Source organism: Streptomyces sp. NPDC002669 (assembly GCF_042889165.1).
In the GTDB taxonomy this organism is placed as follows: domain Bacteria; phylum Actinomycetota; class Actinomycetes; order Streptomycetales; family Streptomycetaceae; genus Streptomyces.
Genome location: NZ_JBIAQQ010000021.1, coordinates 67,680 through 92,490 on the forward strand (window position 1 = coordinate 67,680; position 24,811 = coordinate 92,490).

The following is a 24,811-nucleotide window of genomic DNA, read 5'->3' on the forward strand; positions in this document are numbered from 1 at the left end:
ACCGCGCCGCCCGGCCAACGCTCCGGCCTCCCTGCCGGGCGGCGCGCACCGCACACCGCTCCACCTCACGTCATGCCCGTGTCCTTCCCCCATACCGAGGAATCAGCCATGACTCCAGAAGTGCCCGAAGGTTCCGGCGACCCCCGCGGGATCAGCCGCAAGACCCTGCTCAAGGCCGCCCTGGTCGCCGGTACCGTCCCGCTGCTCGCGGGCGGCGGCGTCGCGCTGGCCCGGGACACCGGTGCCGGCGGCCAACCGCCGGCCCCCACGCCGAACTGCGACGACGGCGACGGCCCGACCCACGAGCAGATGGAGGGGCCCTACTTCAAGCCCAACTCCCCGCTCCGCACGAGCCTGATCACCGACAGCACCCCCGGTGTCCGGCTGACCGTGAGCGGCTACGTCTTCGGGCGGGGCTGCAAGCCCATCCCCGGAGTGCTCCTGGACTTCTGGCAGGCCGACACCAACGGCGCCTACGACATGAGCGGATACGCCTTCCGCGGCCACCAGTTCACCGACAAGTCGGGGGCCTTCAAGCTGACCACGATCGTGGCGGGGCTCTACCCGGGCCGTACGCGGCACATCCACGTGAAGGCCCAGGCGCCCGGCTCGGGCATCCTGACCACCCAGCTCTACTTCCCCGGAGAGCCGCGCAACAACACCGACATGCTCTTCGACCCGGCGCTCCTGATGAACGTCCGGGACGTCGGCTCCGGGAAGGAGGGGTCCTTCGACTTCGTCCTCGACGTCGAGGGCCCGAGCGTTCCGCCCACCGACCCGCCCACCGACCCGCCCGGCTCCACCACCTGGGCGGTCGGCAGCTCCTACAACGCGGGAGACCGCGTCACGTACGGCGGGGTCACGTACCGCTGTCTGCAGGCGCACTCGGCCATGGCCGGCTGGGAACCGCCGAACGTCCCCGCCCTGTGGGAACGCGGGTAGACGCGCAGCACGGCGCAGACGTACCGCCGCCGCGCGGTGCGCACCCCGGGACTTGCCTCGCGGGGGGTGCGCACCGTGCAGGGTCCGGGCCGACGGCACCATCGGCCCGGACCCTCCTTCCTTTCCCCTCCGGTCTCCTCCGGTCTCTTCCGGGGGCGGTCGCGGGGCCGCGGAGTAGCCTGGATGTGTACGGCTCCCGGTGAGCCGGTTCTGTCGGCCTGCGCATCGAAGGGGGCCGGAACCACATGGACACTCTGGTCACCGTCGTGGTCGTCCTCGCGATGATCGCGCTCGCGGCGTACGTCATCCATCTGCTCAATGCCCGCCACCGGCACCAGCATCTGCGTCCCGTGCGTTACGACCACGGCCTGGCCACGTTCGACGACATCGACGACAGCGGGCGGAGAAGCGGCGGAGGGGCCGATTCCGGCTCCGGGGGGTGAGCGGTCCGGGGCGGGCGGCGGGTGCCGCCGGGTGGGGGCTGCTTCGCGCCGGGGCTACTTCGCGTCCGAGTAGCGTTCCACCACCGCCGTCGTGAACGGGAAACGCACCGGCGTCCCGCCGAACGCGGTCCGACCGGCCAGATCACCGGCCGCCCGGATCGCCGCCACCACCGCCTCCGCCTCCTCCTGCGGGCAGTGCACGATCACCTCGTCGTGCTGGAAGAAGACCAGCTCGGCCCGGAGCCCGGCGGTGCGGAGCGACTGGCGCAGGGCGGCCAGGAGCAGCAGCGCCCAGTCCGCGGCGCTGCCCTGCACCACGAAGTTGCGGGTGAAACGGCCCCGTGCGCGGGCGTTCGTCGACGCGTAGCCGGGGGTGAACCCCTCCTCGTCGGCGGAGGCCGGGGCGATGCCCTCCTGCGGGAGACCGGCCTCCCCGTCCTCCCCGCTCCCGGCCGCGGGAGGGCTGGTCCGGCCCAGCCACGTCCGGACGAGGCGGCCCTCCTCGCCCGCCTTCGCCGCCTCGTCGACATAGGCCACGGCCAGCGGGAACCTGCGGCGAAGGGCGGCGAGGTTCTTCAGCCCGTCGCCCGAGGTCTGGCCGTAGACCGCGCCGAGCAGGGCGAGCTTGGCGTGCTCGCGGTCGCCCCGGAAGGCCCGGTCGGACAGGGACGTGTACAGGTCGCCGTCGTGGCCCGCGACCTCCATCAGGCCGCGGTCGCGGGAGATCGCGGCGAGCACCCGGGGCTCCATCTGGTCGGCGTCCGCGACGACCAGGCGCCAGCCCTCGTCGGCGACGACCGCCCGCCGCAGCACCTTGGGGATCTGGAGCGCCCCGCCGCCGTTGGTCGTCCAGCGGCCGCTGACCGTGCCGCCCGGGAGGTACTCGGGACGGAAGCGGCCGTCGCGCACCCAGTCCTGGAGCCAGCTCCAGCCGTGCGCCGTCCAGATCCGGTACAGCTTCTTGTACCGGACGAGGGGCTCCACCGCCGGGTGGTCCAGCTCCTCCAGCTCCCAGCGCCGGGTGGACCTGACCTTGATGCCGGCCTGCGCGAACGCCTTCACCACGTCGGCGGGGAGGTCGGGGCGGACCCGTCTGCCGAAGGCGGCCGAGACCTCGTCGGCCAGCTCGGCCAGTCTGCGGGGCTCGCCGCCGCCCGCGTACCGCTCGCCGAGCAGCTCGTCCAGCACGTCCCGGTGGACGTCGGCGCGCCAGGGCAGACCCGCCCGGTTCATCTCGGCGGCGACCAGCATGCCGGCCGACTCGGCGGCCGTGAGCAGGCGCATCCGGGCGGGGTGCTCGGCGGCGTCATGGCGGCGGAGCTGGTCGGCGTACACCTGGAGCAGGTCGTCGAAGGGCAGCTCGGTGCCGGTGCGGGGTTCGAAGAGGGAGGACTGCGAGCCGGGCTCCGCGGTGCGGGGCGGGGGATCGGGGGGTACGGGGGCGTTGCGCAGGCGGGCGTGGGCGGCGGCCGCGGAGCGGGGTTCGCCGAGGCGGCCCTCGTGGGCGAGGAGGAGGGACTCGGCGACCTCGATGTCGTAGCAGCGGTCCACGGGGACGCCGGCCGCGAGCAGGCGCGGGTAGACCTCGGCGGTGGACCGCCAGACCCAGCGCGCGACGTGGGGGCGGGAGCGGACCGCGGCCACGAGGTCGGGCTCGGCCACGACCGGGGCGGCGGGCAGGCCGGCGGGGTCCAGCGGGGCGAGGAGCGCACCACCGGTCTCCGTCATGGCCAGAGCCCAACGTTCGGTCATGCCGTCGAGTCTGGCACCCGGCACTGACAACGCCGTCCGGGCGCGCGGGGCGGGGAGGGGAGCCCTCCCCGGTCCCGGGGCCGGGGAGGGCAGTGGCGGCGGGTACGCGGGTACCGGTCAGGTCTCGGACTCGCTCGTCCAGGTGCCCAGCGAGATCTCGGCGGTGATGCCGGGGCCGAAGCCGGCCATCAGACCGCGGTGGCCGTCGAGGGCCGAAGCCTCGTCGAACATGCGGCCGAGGGCGTCCAGCACCACGGCGCTGGCGATGTTGCCGTACTCGGTGAGCGTGGCGCGGCTGAAGCGGAACGCCTCGGGCGGCACGTCCAGGAAGTGGCTCAGGTCGTCCAGGATGCGCGGGCCGCCCGCGTGGATGATGTAGAAGTCCATCTTCCCCGCGTTCCACTGGTGTTCCTCGGCGACCGCCTCCAGCGCCGGCGCGAGGGGTTCCATGGTGCCGGGCACCCGCTTGTCGAGCTGGAAGTGGAATCCGGTGGAGCGGACCGCGTAGGAGATCCAGTCCTCGGTGGCCGGAATGATGAAGGAGCCGTTGCGCTCCAGCCGTACTCCCGTGCCGCCGCTGCCCCGCAGCACGACGGCGGCTATGCCGTCGCCGAACAGCCCGTTGGACAGCAGCGATCCCACGCCCAGGTCGGTGGGCTGGTAGCACAGCGAGCAGAACTCGCAGGCCACGATCAGCACGTTGGCGTCGGGGTAGGCCGTGCAGTAGTCATGGGCCCGGTTCACCGCCGCGCCGCCCGCCGCGCAGCCGAGCTGGGCGATCGGCAGCTGCCGGGTCTCCGGGCGGAAGCCCATCTCGCCGATGAGCCACGAGGTGGCCGGCGGCATCATGAAGCCGGTGCAGGAGACGTAGACGATCAAGTCGATCTGGTCCGGCTCCAGTTCGGCGTGGTCGAGCGCCCGGCGCACCACCGCCGGCACCCGGGCCTTGGTGTGTTCCTCGTAGGTGACGCTGCGGGCGTCGAACCCAGGGTGCTGCAACACCTTCTCGATCGGCTGGATCAGATGTCGTTTCTGTACCCCGGTGTGTTCGATCAGCCGGAGGACCAGATCGATCTGCGGGTGGTCGCCGTGCAGCCGCCGGGCCAGATCGAGGGTTTCCTCGTTGGTGATGACGTACTCGGGAACCGCGATGGCCGGCTTGCAGAGAACCGCCATGGAACTCCTCCTAGCGGGCGTGGTCCACACGGCCGGGCCCGAAGGTTTTGGGGGTGTTCATCGGCCGGAGGCGGCCACCACGGCTTTGTGCGCGCGGCATCGCGTCGGCATACGCGGTCGCGCGGGATGGAGCACTGGTGGATTCCGGCGCCGTGCAGGTACCCCTGGAACGGGCGCGGACGGGCCGACCGTCGAAGACTGAGTTCTAGCCGTTCGTGGGCGGACGCTGCTCCGCCCCGGAATGGGTGGCCGTCGGGTTCACGCTACGGCAGGAGGATCGGGGTCGCATGTCGGGACGGCGGGGACCGCGGGGCGGGCCCGTTCCGGTTGCCGCCCGTTCTTCGCGGACGCATCATCGATGACGGCCTCCCGTCGGCCGGGTACGACCCGGTCCCGGCCGTGCGCGCCTTCGCACGCCGTACACGTACGACGTACGAAGACACGCAAGGCGGTCCGGGGCGCGTGCGGTCATCGGGGGCGCCGGAGCACCTCCGGCCGCCGGGCGGACAGGGCCTTTCCGGTCACCAGGTGACGGGGAGTTCGAGGGGATAGCGCCAGATGGACGTCTTGTTCCAGCGCACGTCCTCGGCCGGTACCGCCAGTTTCAGGGCGGGGAAGCGCTCCAGCAGCGTTCCGATGGCGACCTGGAGCTCCGTGGTCGCGAGCGGCGCGCCGAGACAGTGGTGTCCGCCCCAGCCGAAGGTCATGTGGGACGGCCCGTTGCGTTCCAGGTCCAGCTCGTCGGGGCGGTCGAACTTCCGGCCGTCGCGGTTGGCCGTCAGATAGGAGACGTGCACGATGTCCCCCTCCCGGATGCGCACCCCGCTCAGCTCCACGTCCTCGGTGGCGACCCGGGGAATGCCGACCCCCTTGCGGAAGGGGATGAAACGCAGCAGCTCCTCGATGGCCTGCGGGAGCATGTCGGGCTGATCGCGCACCATGGCGAGCTCGTCCGGCCTGGTGAGCAGGGTGTAGGCGATGTTCCCGATCTCGTACGTGGTGGTGTCCTGGCCGGTGATGAGCAGGACCATGGCCATGACGGTCAGTTCCTGGTCGTTGAGGATCTCGTCCCCGTCACGGGCGGTGGCCAGCGCGCTGATCAGATCGTCGCCCGGGTCCGCCCGGCGCTGCGCCGTCAACGTGGCGAAGTAGGAGCGGAGATCGGCCTTGGAGCGGATCGCCGCTTCCTTGTTCTCGACGGTGGTGTCCATCATGGTCCGGGCGTGGGCGCGCAGTTGCGCGCGGTCCGCCTCGGGAATGTCGAGGACCTCGCAGATCGTGGTCAGCGGCAGCGGGGCCGCCAGGTGCTCGAACAGGTCGGCCGGGGCGCCCTGCTCCTCCATCCGGTCCAGCAACTCGTCGACGACGTGCTGGGTGCGCACCCGCATGCGCTCCATGTGGCGGGGCGCGAAGCCCTTGGAGATCAGGCTGCGCAGCCGGCTGCTGCCCGGCGGGTCCATCACGTTGATCGCCTCGGCCTGGACGATCGGTTCGGGGGTCATGCGCGGGAAGTTCCGGCCGATGACGGCGGTGCGGCTGAAGCGCCGGTCGGTGGTCACCGTGCGCACGTCGTCGTAGCCGGTGACGAGCCACGCATCGCCGTCACCGTGCGGGAGACGGATGCGGGACACCGGTCCCTCGTTCATCAATTCCCTGAGCACCGGGTCGAATTCGAGTGCTTCGGCGTAGTCGAACGGGCAGTGCCGGGCGTCGGCGGCTGGTTCCATGCGGAGCTCCAGGTGAGGATCTGACGGTCGGTTCGTGGGGTGGGGAGGCCGGGCTCCGTCCGTGCGGGGTGCGGGCCGGACGGGACATGGGTGCCCGGTCGTCGGCGCGGAAACGCGCTGCTCCCGGCCGATTGGTCCATATGCAGAACAGAACGGCGGCCCTGGTCGCTGGACCGGCGCAATACGGTCCGGCGACCGGGGGGCACGCACTCGTCCGGGCCCGGTACGCACTCGTCGGGGCCCGGCGGGTTCCTCCGGTCCGTGCGGTCGGGGTCAGACGTTCGGTACGACGTCGGTGGCGTCCACCGCCGGGCGCAGTGCCCGTGCGAGCGCGACGCCGTCGCCCACGGCCCAGAAGTGGGTGAAGAACAGACGGGGGCTCTCCGCCAGGTGGTGGTTGTGCAGCTCGACGAGTTCGATCCCGCCGCGCCGCAGGGCCTTCAGCACGTGCGGGACCTCGTCGGCGAGCATGGCGCAGTCGCCGCTGAGCGCGGCCCGGCCGCCGCCCAGCGGCTGGAAGTTGAACGCGCTGGTCGACCCCAGGCCCGGCGGCAGGACCAGGTGGCCGTCCACGACGGTCTCGCGACGGACGAAGAGGATCTTGTAGATCCCGTCGTCGGCGGTGCCCCTCGCGCCCAGCGCGGCGTCCATCGCGGCGGTGTCCAGGTCGATCGGCGCCTGCGGGCGGGGCGGCCGGGCGGGCGGGGTGGCGGTGCGGTCGAGCCCCGCGCGCAGCCCGCGGGCCAGGGCCACCGCGTCGTGGCCGTGCGCGTGGAGGTGGGTCCACCAGAGGTCGGGGGTCTGGGAGAGCAGGTGCTTGTGCAGCGCGGTCTGCTCGATCCCGTGCGCCTGCCAGGCGTCGGTGACCTGCTGGAGTTCCTTCTCGGTGACCACCACGTCGCCCATCAGCATCGTGCTGCCGTCGGCGTACCGGACGAAGGCCACGTGCGTGCCCAGCGCGAGCCCCGGGGTGACGACGACGCCCCCGGAGACCACCAGCAGGTCCCGCCGGGGGAAGCCCGTGTGGTACGCCATGTCGCGCAGCATGTTGCCGGGGCGGCCCAGCACCCGCGCCACGTCCGCCCAGTCCGCCGGGGTGGTCCGTACGGGCTCGATCCGTTCGCCGTGCCCGGCCGCCGTGGCGGTGCGGGGCGTTCCGGCCGCCCCGGTCGTGCCGGCCGCGGTCAGCACCGGGGCGAGCGCGGCGGCGGCCAGTACGCGCCGTCGCGAGGCGATCACCCGTGCGCCCGTGTCCGCCTTTCTGTCCGGGTTCTTGCTCGTGTCCTGCTGTCGGTCTCCGGTCATTCCTCGATCGCCTCCGTCGGCGGCCTCTGGGATGGGACGGAAAGCACGTTAAAACGTGAGGAAAGGGGAAAGCGGACGCGCCGTCAGCAGGTGCCGCTGGATGGACCACACACGGTGCCCGGCCGGGTTCGGCGGCCCGGTCCGTCCGGGCCACCGAACCCGGTCACCGGCAGCGCGCGCGGCGCACCGCCCCCGGCAGCAGCGCCGCCCCCACCGCGACCACCGCGCACACCCCCGCCGCACCGCCCATCAGCGACCACGGCACCGCCACCTCGACCGGCGCGGACAGCGAGGCCAGCGCGGCGGCCGGGCCCGCCAGGTTCACCGCGGTCACGGCCAGGCCGAGCAGCGCCCCGAGCCCGACCGCGGAGAGGGTCTCCCCGGCCACCACCGCGAGGACCCGCGGCCGGGTGGCGCCGGCCAGCCGGAGCGCGTCCAGCTCCCGGGCCCGCACGGACCCCGCCATCAGCAGCGTGTTGGCCAGGGCGATCACCGTGTAGACCAGCGCGATGCCCAGGACCACGGCCAGGCCGAACCGGGTCTGCGCGGAGGTGCGGGGATGCGTCGCGGCCGGCCACCGCTCCACCGGGCGCACCGTGCCGCCCGTCTCGCGCAGCCGCGCGGTGACGGCGGCCCGGTCGGCGCCCGGCGAGAGGCGCACGTCGATCCGGTCGATCCCGGCCGCAGGAGCGTTCGCCCCGGTCACATAGGCCCCGTTGTTGCCCGTACCGAGCGCCAGCACCGCCACGACGCGCAGCTTCGCCGGCCGTCCGTCGCCCAGCCACACCCGTACCGTCGAGCCCACCGTGTGCTGCTCCCACTCCTCGTTCACCACGATCGAGCGGTCGTCCAGATCCCGGAGGTCGCCCGCCACCACCGGCAGCCGGCCGACCGCCGCGAGGGCCTTCGGGTCGTCCACCGCGCGGGCCTCGGACGTGACGAGGGCGGAGCCCTCCTCCCGTACGTGGACGGCGGTGGGGGCCGAGGCGGAGAGCGTCGCGCCCGGCACCGGGCGGGGCCTCAGGTCCCGTCCCGTCACGACCAGATCGGCCCGGGTGTGCTCGCGCGCCTCCGCCGCCCGCGCCGCCGACACCGCCGCGGCCGAACCGGCCACCGAACCGGCCAGCCCCACGGTCACCAGCACCGGGGCGACGATCGCGGCCGTGCGCCGCAACGCCGCCGACGTGTTCGCGGACACCAGCGTCCCGGTCGCCCCGGGCAGCCGGACCAGCCGGGCCAGCGGACGCACCAGCAGCGGCGCGAGCAGCGCGACGGCCGTGATCAGGACCATCGGCCCAGTGATGTACGTCTTCCGCTTCAGCAGCACGGACGGGTCGGTGACCAGGGACTTCGTCATCAGGAACGCGGCCCCCGCGAGCAGGACGACGCCGAGCAGGCGGCGGACCGGCGGGAGCAGGCCGGTATCGACGTCGGCCTCGCGCAGCGCTTCCGCCGTGCCGGTCCGGCCCGCCCGCCGCGAGGCCGCCCAGACCCCCGCGAGCGCCACGGCCGACCCGGTCCAGAAGGCGACGTGGAGCGGCCAGGCGATCGGGCGGATCGCGAACCAGGACGGTGCCATGCCCTCGGCCACCAACAGCTCGGCCAGCACCGGCGCGGCCGGGCGGCCCAGCGCGCACCCGGCGGCGGAGGCGAGCACGCCGATCACGGCGGCCTCCGTCAGCAGCAGTCGCCGCAACTGGCCGGGCGTCGCCCCCGCCGTGCGCAGCAGCCCGAACTCGCGGCGGCGCAGGGCCACCGAGAAGGCGAACGTCGACGCGACGACGAAGACCGAGACGAAGGCGGTGACGCCCCCGGCCGTGCCGAGCAGGGCGTTCACGGTCACCAGCCCCTCGGCGTCCCGCTCCGTGTCCGGGTCGGCGCGGCGCCGGTCGTCCCCGGTGAGGACCTGGGCGCGGTCGCCGACGACGCGGCGCACCTCGGCGGCGGGCGCGTCCACCCCCACGGCGTCCGGGCCGCGCGTCGCGCCCCGACCGGCGGCGGAGGGCGGCCCGACGAGCTCCGGGCCGTCGTCCCGGGTCACCGGACCGAGCGTCCGGAGTTCGCGCAGGAGTTCGGTATCCACAGGGTGTGGATGAGCGAGCCGGTGGCCGACCTCGGTTGTGGAAGGCCCGCGCCGCACCCGTACGGTCAGGGTGTCGACGCCCATCACGACCACCGGCGATCCGGCGAACCGCTGCGGCGCCCGGTCCGGGGGGTCGAGGGTGGAGGCGAGCCCGAGGCCCATGGTCGCGATCAGCCCCACGCCCAGCGCGAGCGCGACGAAGGTGCCGATGAGGGTGGTCCAGCGGGTGCGCAGGGAGGCGAGGGCGACGGTCAGCACGACGCCTCCGGGGCCAGGGTGCCGGTGTTGTCGCGGTGTCCGGCGCGGTGTCCGCCGTCGCGGGCGCCGGGTCTGTCGCCCTGCCCGGCGCGTTCGTTTTTCGCCGTGGTCCGGGCCCCTCCCGCCGCCAGCCGGGCCGCGATCCGCTCGGCGCCGGGGGCGGCCAGGTCGTCCGCCACCCGCCCGTCGACCAGGAAGACCACCCGGTCCGCGTACGCCGCGGCCACCGGGTCGTGGGTCACCATCACGATCGTCTGCCCCTCCAGGTCCACCAGTTCCCGCAGCATCTCCATCACCCCCCGGCTCGTCGCGGTGTCCAGCGCGCCGGTCGGTTCGTCGCCGAAGAGCACCGCGGGCCGGGTGATCAGCGCCCGGGCCAGGGCCACCCGCTGCTGCTGACCGCCGGACAGCTCGGTGGGCCGGTGCCCCGCCCGGTCCGCCAGGCCGACCCGGGCCAGGGCCTCCCGCACCTCGGCGCGGGACGGACGGCGGCCCGCGAGACGCAGCGGCAGCGCGACGTTCTGCGCGGCGGTCAGCGAGGGGACGAGGTTGAACGACTGGAAGACGAAGCCGATCCGGTCCCGGCGCAGCAGCGTCAGCCGGCGCTCGCTCAGCCCGGTCAGCTCCGTCCCGCCCACCTCGACGGTGCCGGACGTCGGCCGGTCCAGTCCGGCCGCGCAGTGCAGCAACGTGGACTTGCCGGAGCCGGACGGGCCCATGACGGCGGTGAAGGTGCCGGGGCGGACGGTGAGGTCGACGCCGTCGAGGGCGTCGACCCGGTCGTAGGCCCGGCGCAGGGAACGAAGCCGCACGGCGTCGGCGCCGGATGCGGTGGACATGGCGGACGCGGTGGACATGGCGGACGCGGTGGACGGGTGCGGGGAGGTCATACCTGCGATCGAACCGTTTCGGCGTCCCGCGATCACGACCACCAGGGCCCGTCCGCGGGGTGGGGCCAGCCCCACCCCGCCGTTCCGCCCTGCCTACCCTGACCTCATGGAACCGGTGATCGACCAGGCATTCGCGGCGGCCCTCTACTCGGACGGCGACGCCGGACTCGACACCGGTGCCTCGCTGCTCGCCGCCGATCCGACGGCCGACGCGGAACTGTTCCGGCGCGGCGAGGAGTTCGTCCGCCGGGCCTGGGAGCGCGGCTGGCAGCCCGCCGACGTCGTACGCACCGTCCGCCGCGAACTCGACGAGACCGCGGCCGGGATCGCCGCCGGGCTGATCGGCTCGGAGACCGGGCGGTACGCGTCGCTGCCGCCGCGCTGGCGCGCCCAGCTCGACGCGCTCCCGGACGCCCCGCCCCGTAACCGGCCGGACCGTTTCTCCTACGGGTCCGCCGTCCTCGGGCTGTACCGGCTGCTGCTCCGGCTCCCCGCCATCGAGCCGGTCGGGCCGCCGCCCGGTGCCGCCCCGCACGGGCTCCGCCTGCCACCCGCGCACGACGAACCCCGGATGCTGACCCGGATCCGGGCCCTGCTTGCCAAGGCCGAGGCGACCGGCTTCCCCGAGGAGGCGGAGGCCCTGACCACCAAGGCGCAGGAGCTGATGGCCCGGCACTCCATCGACGAGGCCCTGCTCGCCGCCCGTACGCACAGCGAGGAGGCGCCCGGGGCGTGCCGGGTCGGGGTGGACGCGCCGTACGAGACGGCGAAGGCGATCCTGCTCGACGCGGTCGCCTCCGCGAACCGCTGCCGTGCGGTGTGGAACAGCGACCTCGGCTTCTCCACGGTGGTCGGCTTCGAACCGGACCTGGACGCCGTGGAGCTGCTGTACACCTCCCTGCTGGTCCAGGGCACGGTGGCGATGACGAAGGCGGAGGCGGGCCAGCGGGCCGGCGGACGCAAGCGGACCAAGACGTTCCGGCAGTCCTTCCTGATGGCGTACGCCCAGCGCCTGGGCAGCCGGCTCGCCGCCGACACCGCCCGCGTCACCGCGGCCGCCGAGGCCGAGGCGGGGACCGGTTCCGGCGCGGCGGACGGGGGAGGGGACGATCCGCAGCTGCTCCCGGTGCTGGCCGCCCGCGACATGGCGGTCACGGACACCGCCGAGCGGATGTTCCCCCGAACCACGACCACCCGGGTCAGGGGCGTCACGGACCTGGACGGCTGGAACCACGGCACGGCCGCCGCGGACCGGGCACGCATGGGCGGGCCCGGCCCCGAACTGCGCGGCCGACGCGGAAAAGGCTGACCACTGACTGCCGACCACTGACTGCCGGCCACGGGCTGTGGAGGCCCGGGCGTTTTCCAGGGCCCGGGGGGATTCGGCCTCTCCCGACTCGGGGCAAAACGGGAATTCCGGTTAGGCTCTGGGCATGAGCTGGCTCCGGGCGCTGAAGGAGACCGCCCGCTCGGGGCTGAAGATCGAGCGGCAACGGCTCGAACCGCTCATCGCGATCCGCGGCGCGGCCGGTCTCGCCCTCGTCATCGGGATCTCCCTCGCGCTCTTCGGCCCCGTGGTCGCCGCGAGTTCCGCGTTCGGCGCGTTCCAGGCGGCGATCGCCACGTTCCAGCGCAGCTGGCGCCCCCGGCCGGTGCTCGCGCTGGTCTCCGGGGCGAGCCTCGCCGTGTCCACGTTCCTCGGCTACCTCACCGGCTCCCGGCTGCTGCTCTTCCTGGCCCTGCTGGTGATCTGGACCTTCGTCGCGGGCCTGGCCTGGGCGGCGGGCCCGACCGGCGGCCTCATCGCGGCCTCCAACGTGGCGATCATGCTGGTCACGGTCACCCTGCCGACCTCCGTCGCGGACTCGGCCGTGCACGCCGTGATGATCCTGGTCGGCGGGGTCGTGCAGGCGACGCTGATCGTCCTGTTCCCGGTACGGAGATGGGGCGCCCAGCGCGACGCCCTCGCCGACGCGCTGGCCGCCGAGGCCGACTACGCCCGGCGGCTGCGCCACGACCCGGTCGCCCCCTTCGACCCGGTGCCGCTGATGACGGCCCGCAACGCGGCGGCGGTCACCCCGCGCCAGGCCCGCCGCCGCCCGCCCGAACTGCGGGGCTCCCGGGGCATCGCCGAACGCATCCGGCCGGTCCTCGCCTCGCTCGCCGACCCGTCGCTGGGCGTGCCGTCCGAGGGGCCCGAGCGGGACCGGGTCCGCGAACTCCTGGCCGCCGCCGGATCGGTGCTCGACTCGGCGGCCCGCGCGATCCGCCACGGCGACCCGGTCGAACTGTCCCCGGCCGCCGTGGCCGCGCTGCGGACCCCGGACACCGGAACGCTGCTCACCGGCCCGCCGCGCCGGGCCGCCGACCGGCTCGGCGCGCTGCTCTCCGACGTCATCGAGACGGCCGACGGCGAGGGGACGAAGGAGGAGAAGGCCGAGGCGGACCGGGCCGCCGAGTCCATCAAGGCCACCGCGGACGGCACCCCGCCCGCCGCCCCGCACCGCCGCCGCCCCACCCTCCTGCGGCTGGTCCCCGTCGTGGTGCGGGCGATGCGTGCCGAACTGCGCCCCGGTTCACCGATCCTGCGGCACGCCGTCCGGGTCTCCGTCGTCGCGGCCGTCGGCTACCTCATCGGCACCGCGCTGCCGTTCGGGCACGGCTACTGGGCACCCATGGCGGCCGTCATGGTGATGCGGCCGGAGTTCTCCCAGACGTACGGGCGCTCCGTGGCCCGGTTCGGCGGCACGATCGTCGGGGTGTCGCTCGCCACGGGGATCGTCCAGGCCGTCCGGCCGGGCACGGGCCCGGCCGCGACGCTCGCCGTGCTCTGCGCCCTGCTGATGTACCTGCTGATGCGCACCGGATACGTGGTCGGCCAGGCGTGCATCTCCGCGTACGTCGTCTTCCTGCTCGGCATGGCGGGCGACGACTGGTCGCAGACCGTGCTGGAACGGGTCGTGCTCACCCTCGCCGGCGGACTCCTCGCGATGACCTCGTACGCGCTCTACCCGGCGTGGGAGACGCCGCGGCTGCGCGGCAGGCTCGGGGACTGGCTGAAGGCGGACGGACGGTACGCCGCCTCGGTCGTCGACCAGTACGCCGAACCGGCCGAACGCGGCCACGACGACGTCCGCTCGGCGCTGCTCGACACCCGTGAGGCCCGGGTCGCCTGGCAGGAGGCGCTGGCGGTCGCCCAGCACGAACCGGTGCGCAACCGCGGTCTCTCCCGCGCCGCCGCCGCCGACACCCAGCACGCGCTCGCCGAACTCGGCCGGGCCGCGATGCTGCTGGAGGCCCACCTCCCCGGCGGCGGCGCCACCCCCGTACCGGACGCCGCGCGTCTCGCCGGAGCGCTGCGCCGGGCCACCGAGCAGGGCGCGAAGGAGGTGCGGGAGCGGCGCGTACCGGACTGGTCCGAGGTGCGCGAGGCACTGGCGGAGTGGGACGCGCGGCAGGGCGCGGACGAGGGCGGGGCGGACGACCCCTTCGTACGGGAGGGGGCCCATCTCCTCCTGGAAGCCCTGGAGGAATTCTCCCGGGGCCTGGACGGATCGCCGAAGCCGAAGCAGGAACCGGAGCCCGCCCCCGGGCCGAAGCCCAGGCGGACGCCCGAGTCCGAGCCCGACCTCGGCCCCGGGCCGAAACCCGGCCCCGATCCCGACCTCGGCCCCGGGCCGAAACCCAGCCCCGATCCCGACCTCGGCCCCGGGCCGGATTCGGAGCGGCCCGGTGGCCGGGCGGAGTGAGGCGTTCGCACGGCCCGGGTGCGGGACCGCCCGGCCCGTCGGGAATCCGACGGGTCCGACCGGTCCGGCGGTTCCGGCGGCCGGGTCGGGGCCGCCGGAACGACCGGTTCGTCAGGACGCCGGCAGGTCCGACATGTCCGGCAGCTCGGGCAGGCCCGACGGCAGGGCGCCCGGCTCGGTCTTGGCCAGGGTGTCCTTGACCCCGCTGTCCCAGGAGATCACGACGGTCTTGCCGTCGTTGGACTCGACGGACCCCGAGGTGCGGTCGGTGCCACCGTTGACGCACTTCAGCGTGATCACGACCTCGGTCGTGTCCTGCACGGTGCCCGTGCAGGCGCGTTCCTCGGTGACGAGCGCCGCCTTGCCCGCGGACACGGACAGGACGATGGCCTTGCCGTTGGTCTTTCCGGCCCAGCCGCCCTCCAGCGTCGAGGCGTCGCCCGCGGAGGCGCCGTCGCCCCCGCCGTCGCCGGAACCCCGACCGGGCGTCTCCTGCCCCGCGGCGGAGTCCTTGCCCGGGTCGCTCTTCTCGGCGTCGCTGTCGCTGCCGCAACCGGTCAGTGCGACGGTGGCGAGGATTCCGGTCGCGAGCACCGCACCGGCACGTACGACTCTGTGCATCTGTAATTCCCCCTTGTCGATGAAAGTCCGAGCCAAGTTATCAGCGCTCCTCGCCGGGTTGGCGTGTTCATCTCGGGGCAGACGGAGCCGAAGAGGCGTTCCGTGCGTCTATCCCTGCGAGTAAAGCTGTAATCGCGGGAACACCCCGCGTGCACGTGCATCCGCGCATGCATCTGCTCATGCAGGGAAAATTGAACAGAGCTATGATCCGGGACAGTTGACACTTGCACCTTGCAACTCGGGGAGCGTCCTGTGCACCACGTGTACAACGGCATGGCGGCCACAGAGCTTCACGGAGTCGTCTGGCAGAAGAGCAGACACAGCAACTCCCAGGGATCCTGCGTGGAGTTCGCGAAACTGCCCGACGGAGATGTGGCGATGCGGAATTCGCGCCACCCCGACGGGCCGGCCCTGGTCTATACGCCGGCCGAGATAGAGGCGTTGCTGCTCGGCGTGAAGGACGGGGAGTTCGACCACTTGGTCGCGGGCGGCTGACCGCCCCGGGCCGGGGTGTCCGTCAGCGCACCCCTCGGAAGTGCGCCACGGAAATCCCGTGCCCGTCGAGGCGGGGATTCCGCCCGGAACCGTCCCGGCGCACACCCGCAGAGGTGTGCGCCGTCGGGGTGTCACCCGTAAGCGGTCGTCCGGCGGCCGTCGCCCGGCCGCCGTGCACCGAATTCCTCACCGGCCGCCGACCGGTTGCCGGTCACCGGCTGCCGATCGGCAGCCGGTCACCTGCCGTCGGTGAGCCGGAACAGCGCCCAGACCACCTTGCCGCACGTCGCCGAGCCGTCCGGGCCGATGGCGCCCGACGCGGGGGACGGGTGCCAGCCCCAGGAGTCGCTGAAGGACTCCACGAGGAAGAGGCCGCGCCCGGACTCCGCGGAATCCGGCGCCTCGGAGGCGATCGGGCTCTCCTGGCTGGGGTCGCGCACCGCGCAGACCAGGCGCGAGCTCCACCGCATCAGGTGCAGCCGTACGGGCGGGTCCTGGGGATCCGGTGCGTTGTCCCCGGGCAGGGCGTGCCGCAGGGCGTTCGTGACGAGTTCGGAGACGACCAGTGCGACGTCGTCGAAGCGCTCGCCCAGCCCCCAGCCGTTCAGCGTCGTCCGGGTGAACTTCCGCGCACCGCTCACGGCTTCGTAGCGGGCGGGCAGGGTGCAGGTGGCTGACCCGGAGGCGGCTGAGGGATCGATGGGGGGAAGCCCCTGCCTTAACGGCTCGAGCATCGTCGATCCATTCGTCCCCATGCGAGGCACTCCCGGGATTCGCGGCTGTATCGGTACTGCGGGGGGTACAGCGGCACAACACGAACGAGCACGCAGGTGCGCGGGCCCCATCGTTCCCAATGCGTAGGGCAGATGCAAGGGCAGATGCACGTGCACGCGCCTGACCTGTCCGAACCCGTGCCGGTTCTTGGTCATTTCTTCCCCTGCGTATTTTTGCAGCTTTACGGAAGTCTTCCCATTTCCGTAATCGAATGAGTACGGGCTGAAGCGTTTTGGTGGCAGAATCCGGCACTTGGGGATCGGGGGAGCCCTGATGCCCAGGAAGCGAAGGGAAGGACCGGACCGGTGGCGGCAGGCGAGTCGAGTGGATCTGTGGTGCGGCGCATCCTGCTGGGCTCGCAGCTCAGGCGGTTGCGCGACTCGCGCGGCATCACGCGTGAGGCGGCCGGCTACTCCATCCGGGCCTCCGAATCGAAGATCAGCCGCATGGAGTTGGGACGGGTGAGCTTCAAGGCCAGGGACGTCGAGGACCTGCTCACGCTCTACGGCGTCACGGACGAGGCGGAGCGGGACGCCCTGCTCGGGCTGGCCCGTGAGGCCAACGTGGCGGGCTGGTGGCACAGTTACGGCGACGTGCTGCCCGGGTGGTTCCAGACCTACATCGGGCTGGAGGGGGCGGCCTCGCTCATCCGGGTGTACGAAGTCCAGTTCGTCCACGGTCTGTTGCAGACCGAGGCGTACGCGCACGCGGTCGTCACCCGGGGCATGGGCGACGCCCCCGCCGTCGAGGTCGACCGCCGGGTGGCGCTGCGGCTGGAACGCCAGAAGGCCCTCGTCTCCGAGAACGCGCCCAGCTTCCACGCCGTGCTGGACGAGGCCGCGCTGCGCCGGCCGTACGGCGACCGGGAAGTGATGCGGGGGCAGTTGCGGCATCTGATCGAAATGTCGGAGCAGCCCAACGTCACTCTTCAGGTGATGCCGTTCAGTTTCGGCGGACATGCCGGGGAAGGCGGTTCCTTCACGATGCTGCGATTCCCGGAATCCGATCTGTCGGACATTGTCTATTTGGAGCAGCTGACAAGTGCGCTCTATCTGGACAAGGCCGAAGAAGTCGCTCAGTACGAAAAGGCCATGCTGCGGCTGCACGAGGACAGTCCGGATGCCGAGGAGAGCCGAGATCTGCTCCGCGGTCTGCTCCAACTCATCTGATTCATCAGTACCATGACGGTTCGACGGAAGTCTGCGGATGAGTTAAGGGATCGTATGTCCTTCTTCCACGAGCTGGCCCACCAATACATCGACGGTGAATGGCGGACCGGCACCGGATCGTGGGACATCATCGATTTCAACCCCTACAACGGGGAGAAACTCGCCGAGATCCCCATCGCCACCGCGCACGAGGTCGACCTGGCCTACCGCGCCGCCGAGCGCGCCCAGCGGAGCTGGGCCACCACCAATCCGTACGAGCGCCGGGCGGTCCTGGAACGCGCCCTGCGCATCACCGAGGAACGGCGCGCCGAGATCGTCGACGCGATCATCGACGAGCTGGGCGGCACCCGCGTCAAGGCGGAGTACGAGTTCCGCGCCGCCCTGGAGTTCCTGCGCGACGCGATCCACCGGGCGCTGCGCCCGCAGGGCAGCCTCCTGCCCTCCTCGGAGGACGGCAGGGAGAACCGTCTCCACCGGCTGCCCGTCGGCGTCATCGGTGTGATCACCCCCTACAACTTCCCGTTCCTGGTGGCGATGAAGTCCGTCGCGCCGGCCCTCGCGCTCGGCAACGCGGTCGTGGTCAAGCCCAACCAGAACGCCCCGGTCGTCGGCGGCGGGATGGTCGCCCGGATCTTCGAGGACGCCGGGCTGCCCGCCGGGCTGCTCAACGTCCTGATCACCGACGTCGCCGAGATCGGGAACGCGTTCATCGAGCACCCCGTGCCCGCGGTGATCTCCTTCGCCGGATCGGACCGGGTCGGCCGCCACGTCGGCGCGATCGCGGCCGGGCACTTCAAGCGGACGATCCTCGAACTCAGCGGCAACAGCGCCCTGGTGGTGCTGGAGGACGCGGACATCGACTACGCGGTCGAGGCGGCCGTCTTCAGCCGCTTCGTGTACCAGGGGCAGGTCTGCATGGCCGCCAACCGCATCCTGGTGGACCGCCGGATCGAGCGGGAGTTCACCGAGAAGTTCACCGCCGCGGTGGCCGCGCTGACGACCGGTGACCCGCGCGACCCGGAGACCCGGATCGGCCCGGTCATCAACACCTTCCGGGCCGACGCCCTGACCGCGCTCGTCGACCAGGCGGTCGCCGACGGGGCGACCGCGCTCGTCCGCGGCCGGACCCGCGGCAACCTCGTGGAACCGACCGTGCTCGCCGGGCTCCCCGAGGACTCCCCGCTGCCGGCCCAGGAGATATTCGGCCCGGTGGCGCTGCTGATGACGTTCGACGGCGAGGACGACGCCGTACGGATCGCCAACGACACCCCGTACGGGCTGAGCGGCGCCGTGCACACCCGCGACGTCGAGCGCGGGGTGCGGTTCGCCCGGCGCGTCGTCAGCGGGATGTTCCACGTCAACGACTCCACCGTCCAGGACGACCCGCTGGTGGCCTTCGGCGGCGAGAAGTTCTCCGGGCTCGGCCGGCTGAACGGCGAGGCGACCGTCGAGGCGTTCACCACCCAGCGGTGGATCTCCATCCGGCACGAACGCGCCGTCTTCCCCTTCTGACCGTCCCCTCCCGCTCCTCGATCCTCCTCCGGCCGCCCGCTTCCGCGGGTGGCCGGATTTTTTTGCCGTCCCCTCCCTCCTTTAGGACAGGAGCTGACCGCGATGGGTCATAGCTTGATCCATGTCAGGAAGAACCGGCACCGAGCAGCAAGGCGGACATCATGGTCACTCACGTTCCCGCAGGCACCCCCGGCGACGAGCGCGGCGTTCTCCTCTCCTTCGTCGAGGCCCAGCGCGGCGCCATCCGGCGCGCGCTGCTCGGACTGACCGAGGAGCAGGCGGCGAGCCGCCCCAGCGCCAGCGAGCTGTCCCTCTCCGGACTGCTCAAGCACGTCGCCGAGACCGAGCTGAACTGGCTGCGGATGGCCCAGCAGCAGCCGAACGAGGCCGCCCGCACCCAGGAGACCTGGGCGGACAGCTTCCGGCTCGTCGGCGACGAGACGGTGCCGCAGATGCTGGAGTTCTGGGACGGCGTCGCGTCCGAGACGGAGAAGTTCATCCGCTCGGTGCCCAGCATGGACGACACCTTCCCGCTGCCCGAGGCGCCCTGGTTCCCGAAGGACGAACGGGTCTCGATGCGGTGGCTGCTGATGCACCTCGTCGAGGAGCACGCCCGGCACGCCGGGCACGCCGACATCATCCGGGAGTCCCTGGACGGACGTACCGCGTTCGAGCTGGTCGCCGAGGCGGGCGGTTACTCTGGTCAAAGTTGACCAGAAGGGGTGCGTGAGATGTCCGCGATCCGGCTGCTGGTTCTCTGTGCCGTCCGGCAGCACGGCCGGGCGCACGGCTACCAGGTCCGCAACGATCTGGAGTACTGGGGCGCCCACGAGTGGTCCAACGCCAAGCCCGGATCGATCTACCACGCGCTGAAGCAGATGGCGAAGCAGGGCCTGCTGGTCGAGCACGAGACCGCCCCGAGCGCGGCCGGCGGCCCGCCCCGCACCGAGTACGAGCTCACCGAGGCGGGCCACGAGGAGTACCTGGCGCTGGTGCGGGCCGCGCTGACCTCGTACGACCAGCGGCCGGACGTGCTGTCGGCGGGCCTCGGCGGCATCGTCGACCTGCCGCGGGACGAGGCGGTCGCGCTGCTCGAGGAGCGGGTGGCCGGCCTCGCGGCCTGGCGGGACTCGGTCACCACCCACTACCTGCCGGAGGCCGGTCCCGAGTCGGTCGGCCACATCGGCGAGATCATGAACCTGTGGATCCACTCGGCGGACGCCGGGGCCGAGTGGACGCGCGGCCTGATCGCCCGCATCGAGGGCGGCGCGTACACCTTCGCGGGGGAGGGCGAGCCCTTCGTCGGGGTGCTCGCCGAGGGGCAGGAGAACCCGTACGCGACGGGCGTCCCCGACCCCGGCGACGAGGAGTAGGGCTCCCCCGGACCGTACCGGTCCGTGCCCCGCGCCCCGTGCGCCGGGCGTCAGTGGTGGAAGGACGTCGCCACCTGCTTGTCGCGGCTCAGCGGGTGCGCCTGGCGGCGCAGGTCGGGCAGGAGCCGCCGGAGGTCCCCCACCAGCAGTTCGGCGAGGTCCGACGAGAAGCCGTTGCGGCACACCACCCGCAGCACCGCCAGATCCTGCCGGTTGGCCGGGAACGTGTACGCGGGCACCAGCCAGCCGTGCTCGCGCAGCCGCCGCGACACGTCGAAGACGTCGTACGCCTCCACGTCCGGAGCGGTCGTCAGCGCGAAGACGGGCAGCTGGTCGCCGCGGGTGAGGAGGCGGAAGTCGCCGAGGGACTCGATGCGCTCCGCGAGCCCGCGGGCCACGTCCCGGGAGGTCTGCTGGACGGCCCGGTAGCCGTCCCGCCCCAGCCGCAGGAAGGTGTAGTACTGCGCCACCACCTGGGCGCCGGGCCGGGAGAAGTTCAGCGCGAAGGTGGGCATTTCGCCGCCCAGGTAGTTGACCCGGAACACCAGCTCCTCGGGCAGCTCGGCCGGGGAGCGCCACAGAGCCCAGCCGATGCCCGGGTAGACCAGGCCGTACTTGTGCCCGGAGGTGTTGATGGAGGACACCCTCGGCAGCCGGAAGTCCCACACCAGGTCCTCGTCGAGGAACGGCGCCACCATCGCCCCGGACGCCCCGTCCACATGGACGGGAACGTCGAGCCCGGTGCGTTCCTGGAGGGCGTCCAGCGCGGCGCAGAGTTCCGCGATCGGCTCGTACGAACCGTCGAAGGTGGAGCCGAGGATGCCGATGACGCCGATGGTGTTCTCGTCGCAGAGGTCGGCCGCGGCCTGCGGGTCGAGGTGGAAGCGGTCGCCCTCCATCGGGACCTGCCGCGCCTCGATCTCCCAGAAGTTGCAGAACTTCTCCCAGCAGACCTGCACGTTGACGCCCATGACCAGGTTCGGCCGGGCCGTCGCCGGATAGCGGTCGGCGTTCCTGGCCGCCCAGCGGCGCTTGAGTGCCATTCCCGCGAGCATGCACGCCTCGCTGGAACCGGTCGTCGAACAGCCCACCGCCGCCGTGGGATCGGGGGCGTGCCAGAGGTCGGCGAGCATCGCCACGCAGCGCCGCTCCAGCTCGGCGGTGCGCGGGTACTCGTCCTTGTCGATCATGTTCTTGTCGCTGCACTCGCTCATCAGCACCCCGGCCTGGGGTTCCATCCAGGTGGTGACGAAGGTGGCGAGGTTGAGCCGCGCGTTGCCGTCGAGCATCAGCTCGTCATGGACCAGGTTGTACGCGATCGAGGGCGGCATGGGCCCGTCGGGCAGCCGGTGCCGGGGCGGCGCCAGCTCCATGCCGCCGACCGGGTCGGCTTCCCCGAAGAACGGGTTGAGGGCGAGCTTGCGGCTTTTCGCGGACGGCTCCGCGGTGGGGGAGGAACCTTCGTGGAGAGGCATCGGCGGGCGGCCCTTCTCAGCTCTCGGCGGTGAGGCCGTCCTTGAGGGCCCGGGTGATCCGCACGACCCGTTCGGCCTGGACCCGGGCGGCGGTCAGGGTCTGCTCGCCGACCGGGATGTCGCCCTGACCGGCGACGTGCGAGGTCCCGTACGGGTTGCCGTCGACGAACTTCGACGGGTCCGTGTAGCCGGGGGCGACCAGGATGCCGCCGAAGTGGTGGATCGTGTTGTAGAGCGCGAGCAGCGTGGACTCCTGGCCGCCGTGCGCGGTGCTGGTGGAGGTGAAGCCGCTGTAGACCTTGTCGGCGAGGTGGCCCGCCTGCCAGAGCCCCCCGAGGGTGTCGATGAACTGCTTGAGCTGGGAGGTGACGTTCCCGAACCGGGTCGGCGTCCCGAAGATCACGGCGTCCGCCCAGACCATGTCGTCGGACGAGGCCAGGGGGATGTCCGCGGTGGCCTTCGCGTTGGCCGCCCAGGCCGGGTTGGAGTCGATGGCCGCCTGCGGGGCCAGTTCGCCGGCCCTGCGCAGCCGCACCTGTGCCCCGGCCTTCTCGGCGTACTCCGCGACGGCCCCGGCGATCGTGGCGACGGTGCCGGTCGCGGAGTAGTAGATGACGGCGACGTTGACGGGCGTGGGCATGACCGGACCTCCGAAGGGACTTACGGAACTTGTGCACGCGGAGGCGACGATACGGAAATACCGGGTGCCGGGCGCGCCGGGCGGCGGTGCCGGGGCCGGGCTCACCCCAGCGGCGTACCGTCCTCGCGCAGCTGCATCTGGGGGCGCCCGGTCACCAGCAGCCAGGCCGGCAGCGAGGCGACGCACAGGACCGGGAGCACGGCCGAGTCGCCGACCAGCACCGCCGCGGTGAACAGACTCAGCCAGCCCTGCCGGGTGATGGCCAGCAGTACCCCCAGTACCCCGCAGGTCACCGCGAGCGCCGGTGGCACCCGGTCGACGAGGGCGTGGGCGCAGAGCCCCAGCGCGACCCCCACGAAGACGGCGGGGAAGATCCGTCCGCCCCGGAAGCCGCAGGTCGCCGCGACCAGCAGGGCGGCCGTCTTCACCACGGCCATGACGGCGAACTCCCCGGCCGACCAGCCCGCCGGGTCGGCGGCGAGCGTCTTCACCTCGTCGAGCCCCTTGAACAGGGTCAGGTGGCCGCCCAGCGCGCCCAGCAGGCCGAGCAGCAGCCCGCCCACCGTCAGGGCAAGGACGGGGTGCCGCAGGGCCCGGAAGAGCCGGTGCACGTGCGGGAAGGCGTACACCGCCAGCAGGCCCAGCCCCGCCCCGGCCAGGGCGATGACGGCTGCGGACAGCAGGTCGCCCCAGTGCGGGTGGGTGTAGGGCGGCAGTGACAGGTCGAAGCTGGGGTGCTCCAGCAGCGTCATGGTGAGCGCCCCGGCGGCGCCGGCCGCGAGCGGCCCGAACAGCCGGTCCCACAGGGCCCCCGGCCCGGGGCGGGAGGCGAGGATCTCCGAGAGGATCAGCGCAGCGGCGACCGGGGTGCCGAAGAGCGCGCCGATGGTGCCGGCCGCGGCCAGGGCGAGCCACAGCTCCGCGGGGGAGCCGGGCACGAACCGGCGGCCGAGCCAGAAGGCCAGCGCGATGTTGGCGGCCGTGATCGGGTTCTCCGGACCGAGGCTGATGCCGCCCGCCAGGGTGAGCACCGTGACGAGCAGCAGCCCCGGTACCACCCTCGGCGGCAGCGGCGGATCGACCAGCCCCGTGGTCGCCGGATCGGGCCCCGCGTGACCGGGCACCGCCCGGATCAGCAGACCGGCCACCAGCCCGCTCGCGGTCAGCACCGCGATCGTCCAGGGCGTGGAGTACCGGCCGACGGAGAGCGCGTCGGGAAGCGCCTCCCAGAGCACGTCCTGGAGCTTCTCCGCGAGCAGGCTCACGCCGAGCAGGACGAGGGCGGAGGCGACCCCGACGGCCAGCGCGGGCACGATGACGGGCAGCAGCCGGCGTGCGGGGGTGGGCCCGGGGCCCGGCCCGGCGGGCGCGGGGGTGGACCCGGCGGGTGAGGGAGAATCGGTGGCCACCGGCTCACCATAACGGCGCAAAAGCCGCATAACCCCGGTGGTGATGGCGAATGCGACGGTGCCGTCGGACGCGACGGCGTTCCGGCTTGCACCTCACGCGACGTCAGGACCCAGCATCGGGACGTACCCGGAACGGAGAAGGGAGCGGGGAGTCATGGACTACTCCGTGGGACAGGTCGCCGAATTCGCCGGAGTCACGGTGCGCACCCTGCACCACTACGACGGCATCGGGCTGCTCTCGCCCGGCGGGCGCAGCCACGCCGGTCACCGCCGTTACGACGACGGCGACCTCGACCGGCTCCAGCAGATCCTGTTCTACCGGGAGCTGGGCTTCCCGCTCGACCGGATCGCGGTACTGCTCGACGACCCGGAAGCGGACCCGCAGGAACATCTGCACCGCCAGCACCAGTTGCTGACCGACCGGATCGCCGAGCTCCGGAAGATGGCCGACGCCGTCGAGAAAGCCATGGAGGCACGGAAGATGGGCATCAACCTCACACCCGAGGAGAAGTTCGAGGTCTTCGGGGACAAGGACCCCGAGGCGCACGCCGAGGAGGCCGAACGCCGCTGGGGCGGCACCGACCTGTACGCCGAGTCGCAGCGCCGGGCCGCCCGGTACACCAAGGACGACTGGAAGCGGATGCAGGCGGAGGTCGCCGAGTGGACCGCCGCGTACGACGCGCTGATGGAGGCCGGGGAGCCGGCCACCGGTGAGCGGGCGATGGAGCTGGCCGAGGCCCACCGGCGCCACATCGGCAAGTGGTTCTACGAGTGCTCCGCCGAGATGCACCGGGGGCTCGGCGAGATGTACGTGTCCGACGAGCGGTTCCGCGCGTACTACGACTCGATGCGGCCGGGCCTGGCCGAGCATCTGCGGGACGCGATCGAGGCCAACGCCGCACGCCTGGCGTGAGCCGACCGCGGGGGGGGGGGGGGGGGGGGGGGGGGGGGGGGGGGGGGGGGGGGGGGGCGCCCCGCGGGGGCCCGGCGGGCGGGGGGGGGGCGCGCGGCGGGGCCC

At 72.8% G+C, this 24,811-nt stretch carries 21 protein-coding genes; 10 read left to right on the top strand and 11 right to left on the bottom strand.

All coding sequences use genetic code 11. From position 1 onward, the window contains the following. The first annotated feature begins 72 nt into the window (after positions 1-72). Together ACFYW1_RS27280 and ACFYW1_RS27285 are read left to right on the top strand one after the other, a co-directional pair. Positions 73-942: a carbohydrate-binding protein gene (locus ACFYW1_RS27280; protein WP_388998534.1), complete on the top strand. Its 870-nt coding sequence runs from the start codon at positions 73-75 to the stop codon at positions 940-942. A 245-nt stretch (positions 943-1,187) separates the two neighbouring features. Continuing rightward, entirely contained in the window at positions 1,188-1,385 is a 198-nt protein-coding gene (locus ACFYW1_RS27285) for a hypothetical protein (protein ID WP_388998537.1), read from the top strand. A 54-nt stretch (positions 1,386-1,439) separates the two neighbouring features. On the opposite strand, the gene ACFYW1_RS27290 is transcribed toward ACFYW1_RS27285, so the two are convergent. The 6 genes from ACFYW1_RS27290 to ACFYW1_RS27315 all read right to left on the bottom strand — a co-directional run bounded on the left by ACFYW1_RS27290 (position 1,440) and on the right by ACFYW1_RS27315 (position 10,543). Further along, the gene (locus ACFYW1_RS27290) at positions 1,440-3,137 is read right to left on the bottom strand and encodes a bifunctional 3'-5' exonuclease/DNA polymerase (protein ID WP_388998540.1); all 1,698 of its coding nucleotides are present in this window, start codon (positions 3,135-3,137) and stop codon (positions 1,440-1,442) included. A 117-nt stretch (positions 3,138-3,254) separates the two neighbouring features. After that, positions 3,255-4,313, bottom strand: a complete 1,059-nt coding sequence (locus ACFYW1_RS27295; RefSeq protein WP_388998543.1) for a type III polyketide synthase — start codon at positions 4,311-4,313, stop codon at positions 3,255-3,257. Positions 4,314-4,834: 521 nt separating this feature from the next. Continuing rightward, entirely contained in the window at positions 4,835-6,040 is a 1,206-nt protein-coding gene (locus tag ACFYW1_RS27300; protein WP_388998546.1) for a cytochrome P450, read from the bottom strand. A 273-nt stretch (positions 6,041-6,313) separates the two neighbouring features. Then, positions 6,314-7,345, bottom strand: coding sequence for a DUF1259 domain-containing protein (locus ACFYW1_RS27305; protein ID WP_388998549.1), 1,032 nt, complete (start codon positions 7,343-7,345; stop codon positions 6,314-6,316). Positions 7,346-7,508: 163 nt separating this feature from the next. Continuing rightward, positions 7,509-9,686 carry an FtsX-like permease family protein gene (locus ACFYW1_RS27310; RefSeq protein WP_388998552.1) on the bottom strand — a complete coding sequence of 726 codons (2,178 nt, stop codon included), beginning with the start codon at positions 9,684-9,686 and terminating at the stop codon, positions 7,509-7,511. Beyond that, positions 9,680-10,543 carry an ABC transporter ATP-binding protein gene (locus tag ACFYW1_RS27315; protein ID WP_388998766.1) on the bottom strand — a complete coding sequence of 288 codons (864 nt, stop codon included), beginning with the start codon at positions 10,541-10,543 and terminating at the stop codon, positions 9,680-9,682. The genes ACFYW1_RS27310 and ACFYW1_RS27315 overlap by 7 nt, the downstream gene beginning before the upstream one ends. 139 nt (positions 10,544-10,682) lie before the next feature. On the opposite strand from ACFYW1_RS27315, the gene ACFYW1_RS27320 reads away from it, so the two are divergent. Both ACFYW1_RS27320 and ACFYW1_RS27325 read left to right on the top strand, forming a co-directional pair. Continuing rightward, positions 10,683-11,885, top strand: a complete 1,203-nt coding sequence (locus tag ACFYW1_RS27320) for a DUF2786 domain-containing protein (RefSeq protein ID WP_388998555.1) — start codon at positions 10,683-10,685, stop codon at positions 11,883-11,885. Between the two features lie 124 nt (positions 11,886-12,009). Continuing rightward, on the top strand, positions 12,010-14,325 hold the full coding sequence (locus ACFYW1_RS27325; protein WP_388998558.1) for an FUSC family protein: 2,316 nt from the start codon (positions 12,010-12,012) through the stop codon (positions 14,323-14,325). Between the two features lie 111 nt (positions 14,326-14,436). Here ACFYW1_RS27325 and ACFYW1_RS27330 read toward each other — a convergent pair whose 3' ends face one another. Next, positions 14,437-14,946 (bottom strand): hypothetical protein, encoded by a 510-nt coding sequence (locus ACFYW1_RS27330; protein WP_388998561.1) that lies wholly within the window; start codon positions 14,944-14,946, stop codon positions 14,437-14,439. Positions 14,947-15,198: 252 nt separating this feature from the next. Here ACFYW1_RS27330 and ACFYW1_RS27335 point away from each other — a divergent pair, with 252 nt between their 5' ends. Further along, complete coding sequence (locus tag ACFYW1_RS27335) at positions 15,199-15,441, top strand: DUF397 domain-containing protein (RefSeq protein ID WP_148840675.1); 243 nt, start codon at positions 15,199-15,201, stop codon at positions 15,439-15,441. Positions 15,442-15,677: 236 nt separating this feature from the next. On the opposite strand, the gene ACFYW1_RS27340 is transcribed toward ACFYW1_RS27335, so the two are convergent. Beyond that, the gene (locus tag ACFYW1_RS27340; RefSeq protein ID WP_388998564.1) at positions 15,678-16,175 is read right to left on the bottom strand and encodes an ATP-binding protein; all 498 of its coding nucleotides are present in this window, start codon (positions 16,173-16,175) and stop codon (positions 15,678-15,680) included. 345 nt (positions 16,176-16,520) lie between these two features. Between ACFYW1_RS27340 and ACFYW1_RS27345 the strand changes: the two genes are divergently transcribed. The 4 genes from ACFYW1_RS27345 to ACFYW1_RS27360 all read left to right on the top strand — a co-directional run bounded on the left by ACFYW1_RS27345 (position 16,521) and on the right by ACFYW1_RS27360 (position 20,269). Beyond that, positions 16,521-17,384 carry a helix-turn-helix domain-containing protein gene (locus tag ACFYW1_RS27345; RefSeq protein WP_388998567.1) on the top strand — a complete coding sequence of 288 codons (864 nt, stop codon included), beginning with the start codon at positions 16,521-16,523 and terminating at the stop codon, positions 17,382-17,384. Between the two features lie 54 nt (positions 17,385-17,438). Continuing rightward, positions 17,439-18,896 (top strand): aldehyde dehydrogenase family protein, encoded by a 1,458-nt coding sequence (locus tag ACFYW1_RS27350; RefSeq protein ID WP_388998570.1) that lies wholly within the window; start codon positions 17,439-17,441, stop codon positions 18,894-18,896. 161 nt (positions 18,897-19,057) lie between these two features. Further along, positions 19,058-19,609 carry a DinB family protein gene (locus ACFYW1_RS27355; RefSeq protein ID WP_388998573.1) on the top strand — a complete coding sequence of 184 codons (552 nt, stop codon included), beginning with the start codon at positions 19,058-19,060 and terminating at the stop codon, positions 19,607-19,609. 18 nt (positions 19,610-19,627) lie between these two features. Continuing rightward, complete coding sequence (locus tag ACFYW1_RS27360) at positions 19,628-20,269, top strand: helix-turn-helix transcriptional regulator (protein WP_388998576.1); 642 nt, start codon at positions 19,628-19,630, stop codon at positions 20,267-20,269. Between the two features lie 50 nt (positions 20,270-20,319). Here the strand turns inward: ACFYW1_RS27360 and ACFYW1_RS27365 are convergent, their stop codons facing one another. From ACFYW1_RS27365 to ACFYW1_RS27375, 3 genes are all read right to left on the bottom strand, one after another. Beyond that, complete coding sequence (locus ACFYW1_RS27365; protein WP_388998579.1) at positions 20,320-21,744, bottom strand: glutamate decarboxylase; 1,425 nt, start codon at positions 21,742-21,744, stop codon at positions 20,320-20,322. Between the two features lie 16 nt (positions 21,745-21,760). Next, positions 21,761-22,384: an NAD(P)H:quinone oxidoreductase gene (gene wrbA / locus ACFYW1_RS27370; RefSeq protein ID WP_388998582.1), complete on the bottom strand. Its 624-nt coding sequence runs from the start codon at positions 22,382-22,384 to the stop codon at positions 21,761-21,763. Positions 22,385-22,485: 101 nt separating this feature from the next. Further along, a complete protein-coding gene (locus tag ACFYW1_RS27375; protein WP_388998769.1) occupies positions 22,486-23,712 on the bottom strand; it encodes an ion channel protein in 1,227 nt (408 codons plus the stop codon). Positions 23,713-23,947: 235 nt separating this feature from the next. On the opposite strand from ACFYW1_RS27375, the gene ACFYW1_RS27380 reads away from it, so the two are divergent. Further along, complete coding sequence (locus ACFYW1_RS27380) at positions 23,948-24,706, top strand: MerR family transcriptional regulator (RefSeq protein ID WP_388998585.1); 759 nt, start codon at positions 23,948-23,950, stop codon at positions 24,704-24,706. The last annotated feature ends 105 nt before the right edge of the window (positions 24,707-24,811 follow it).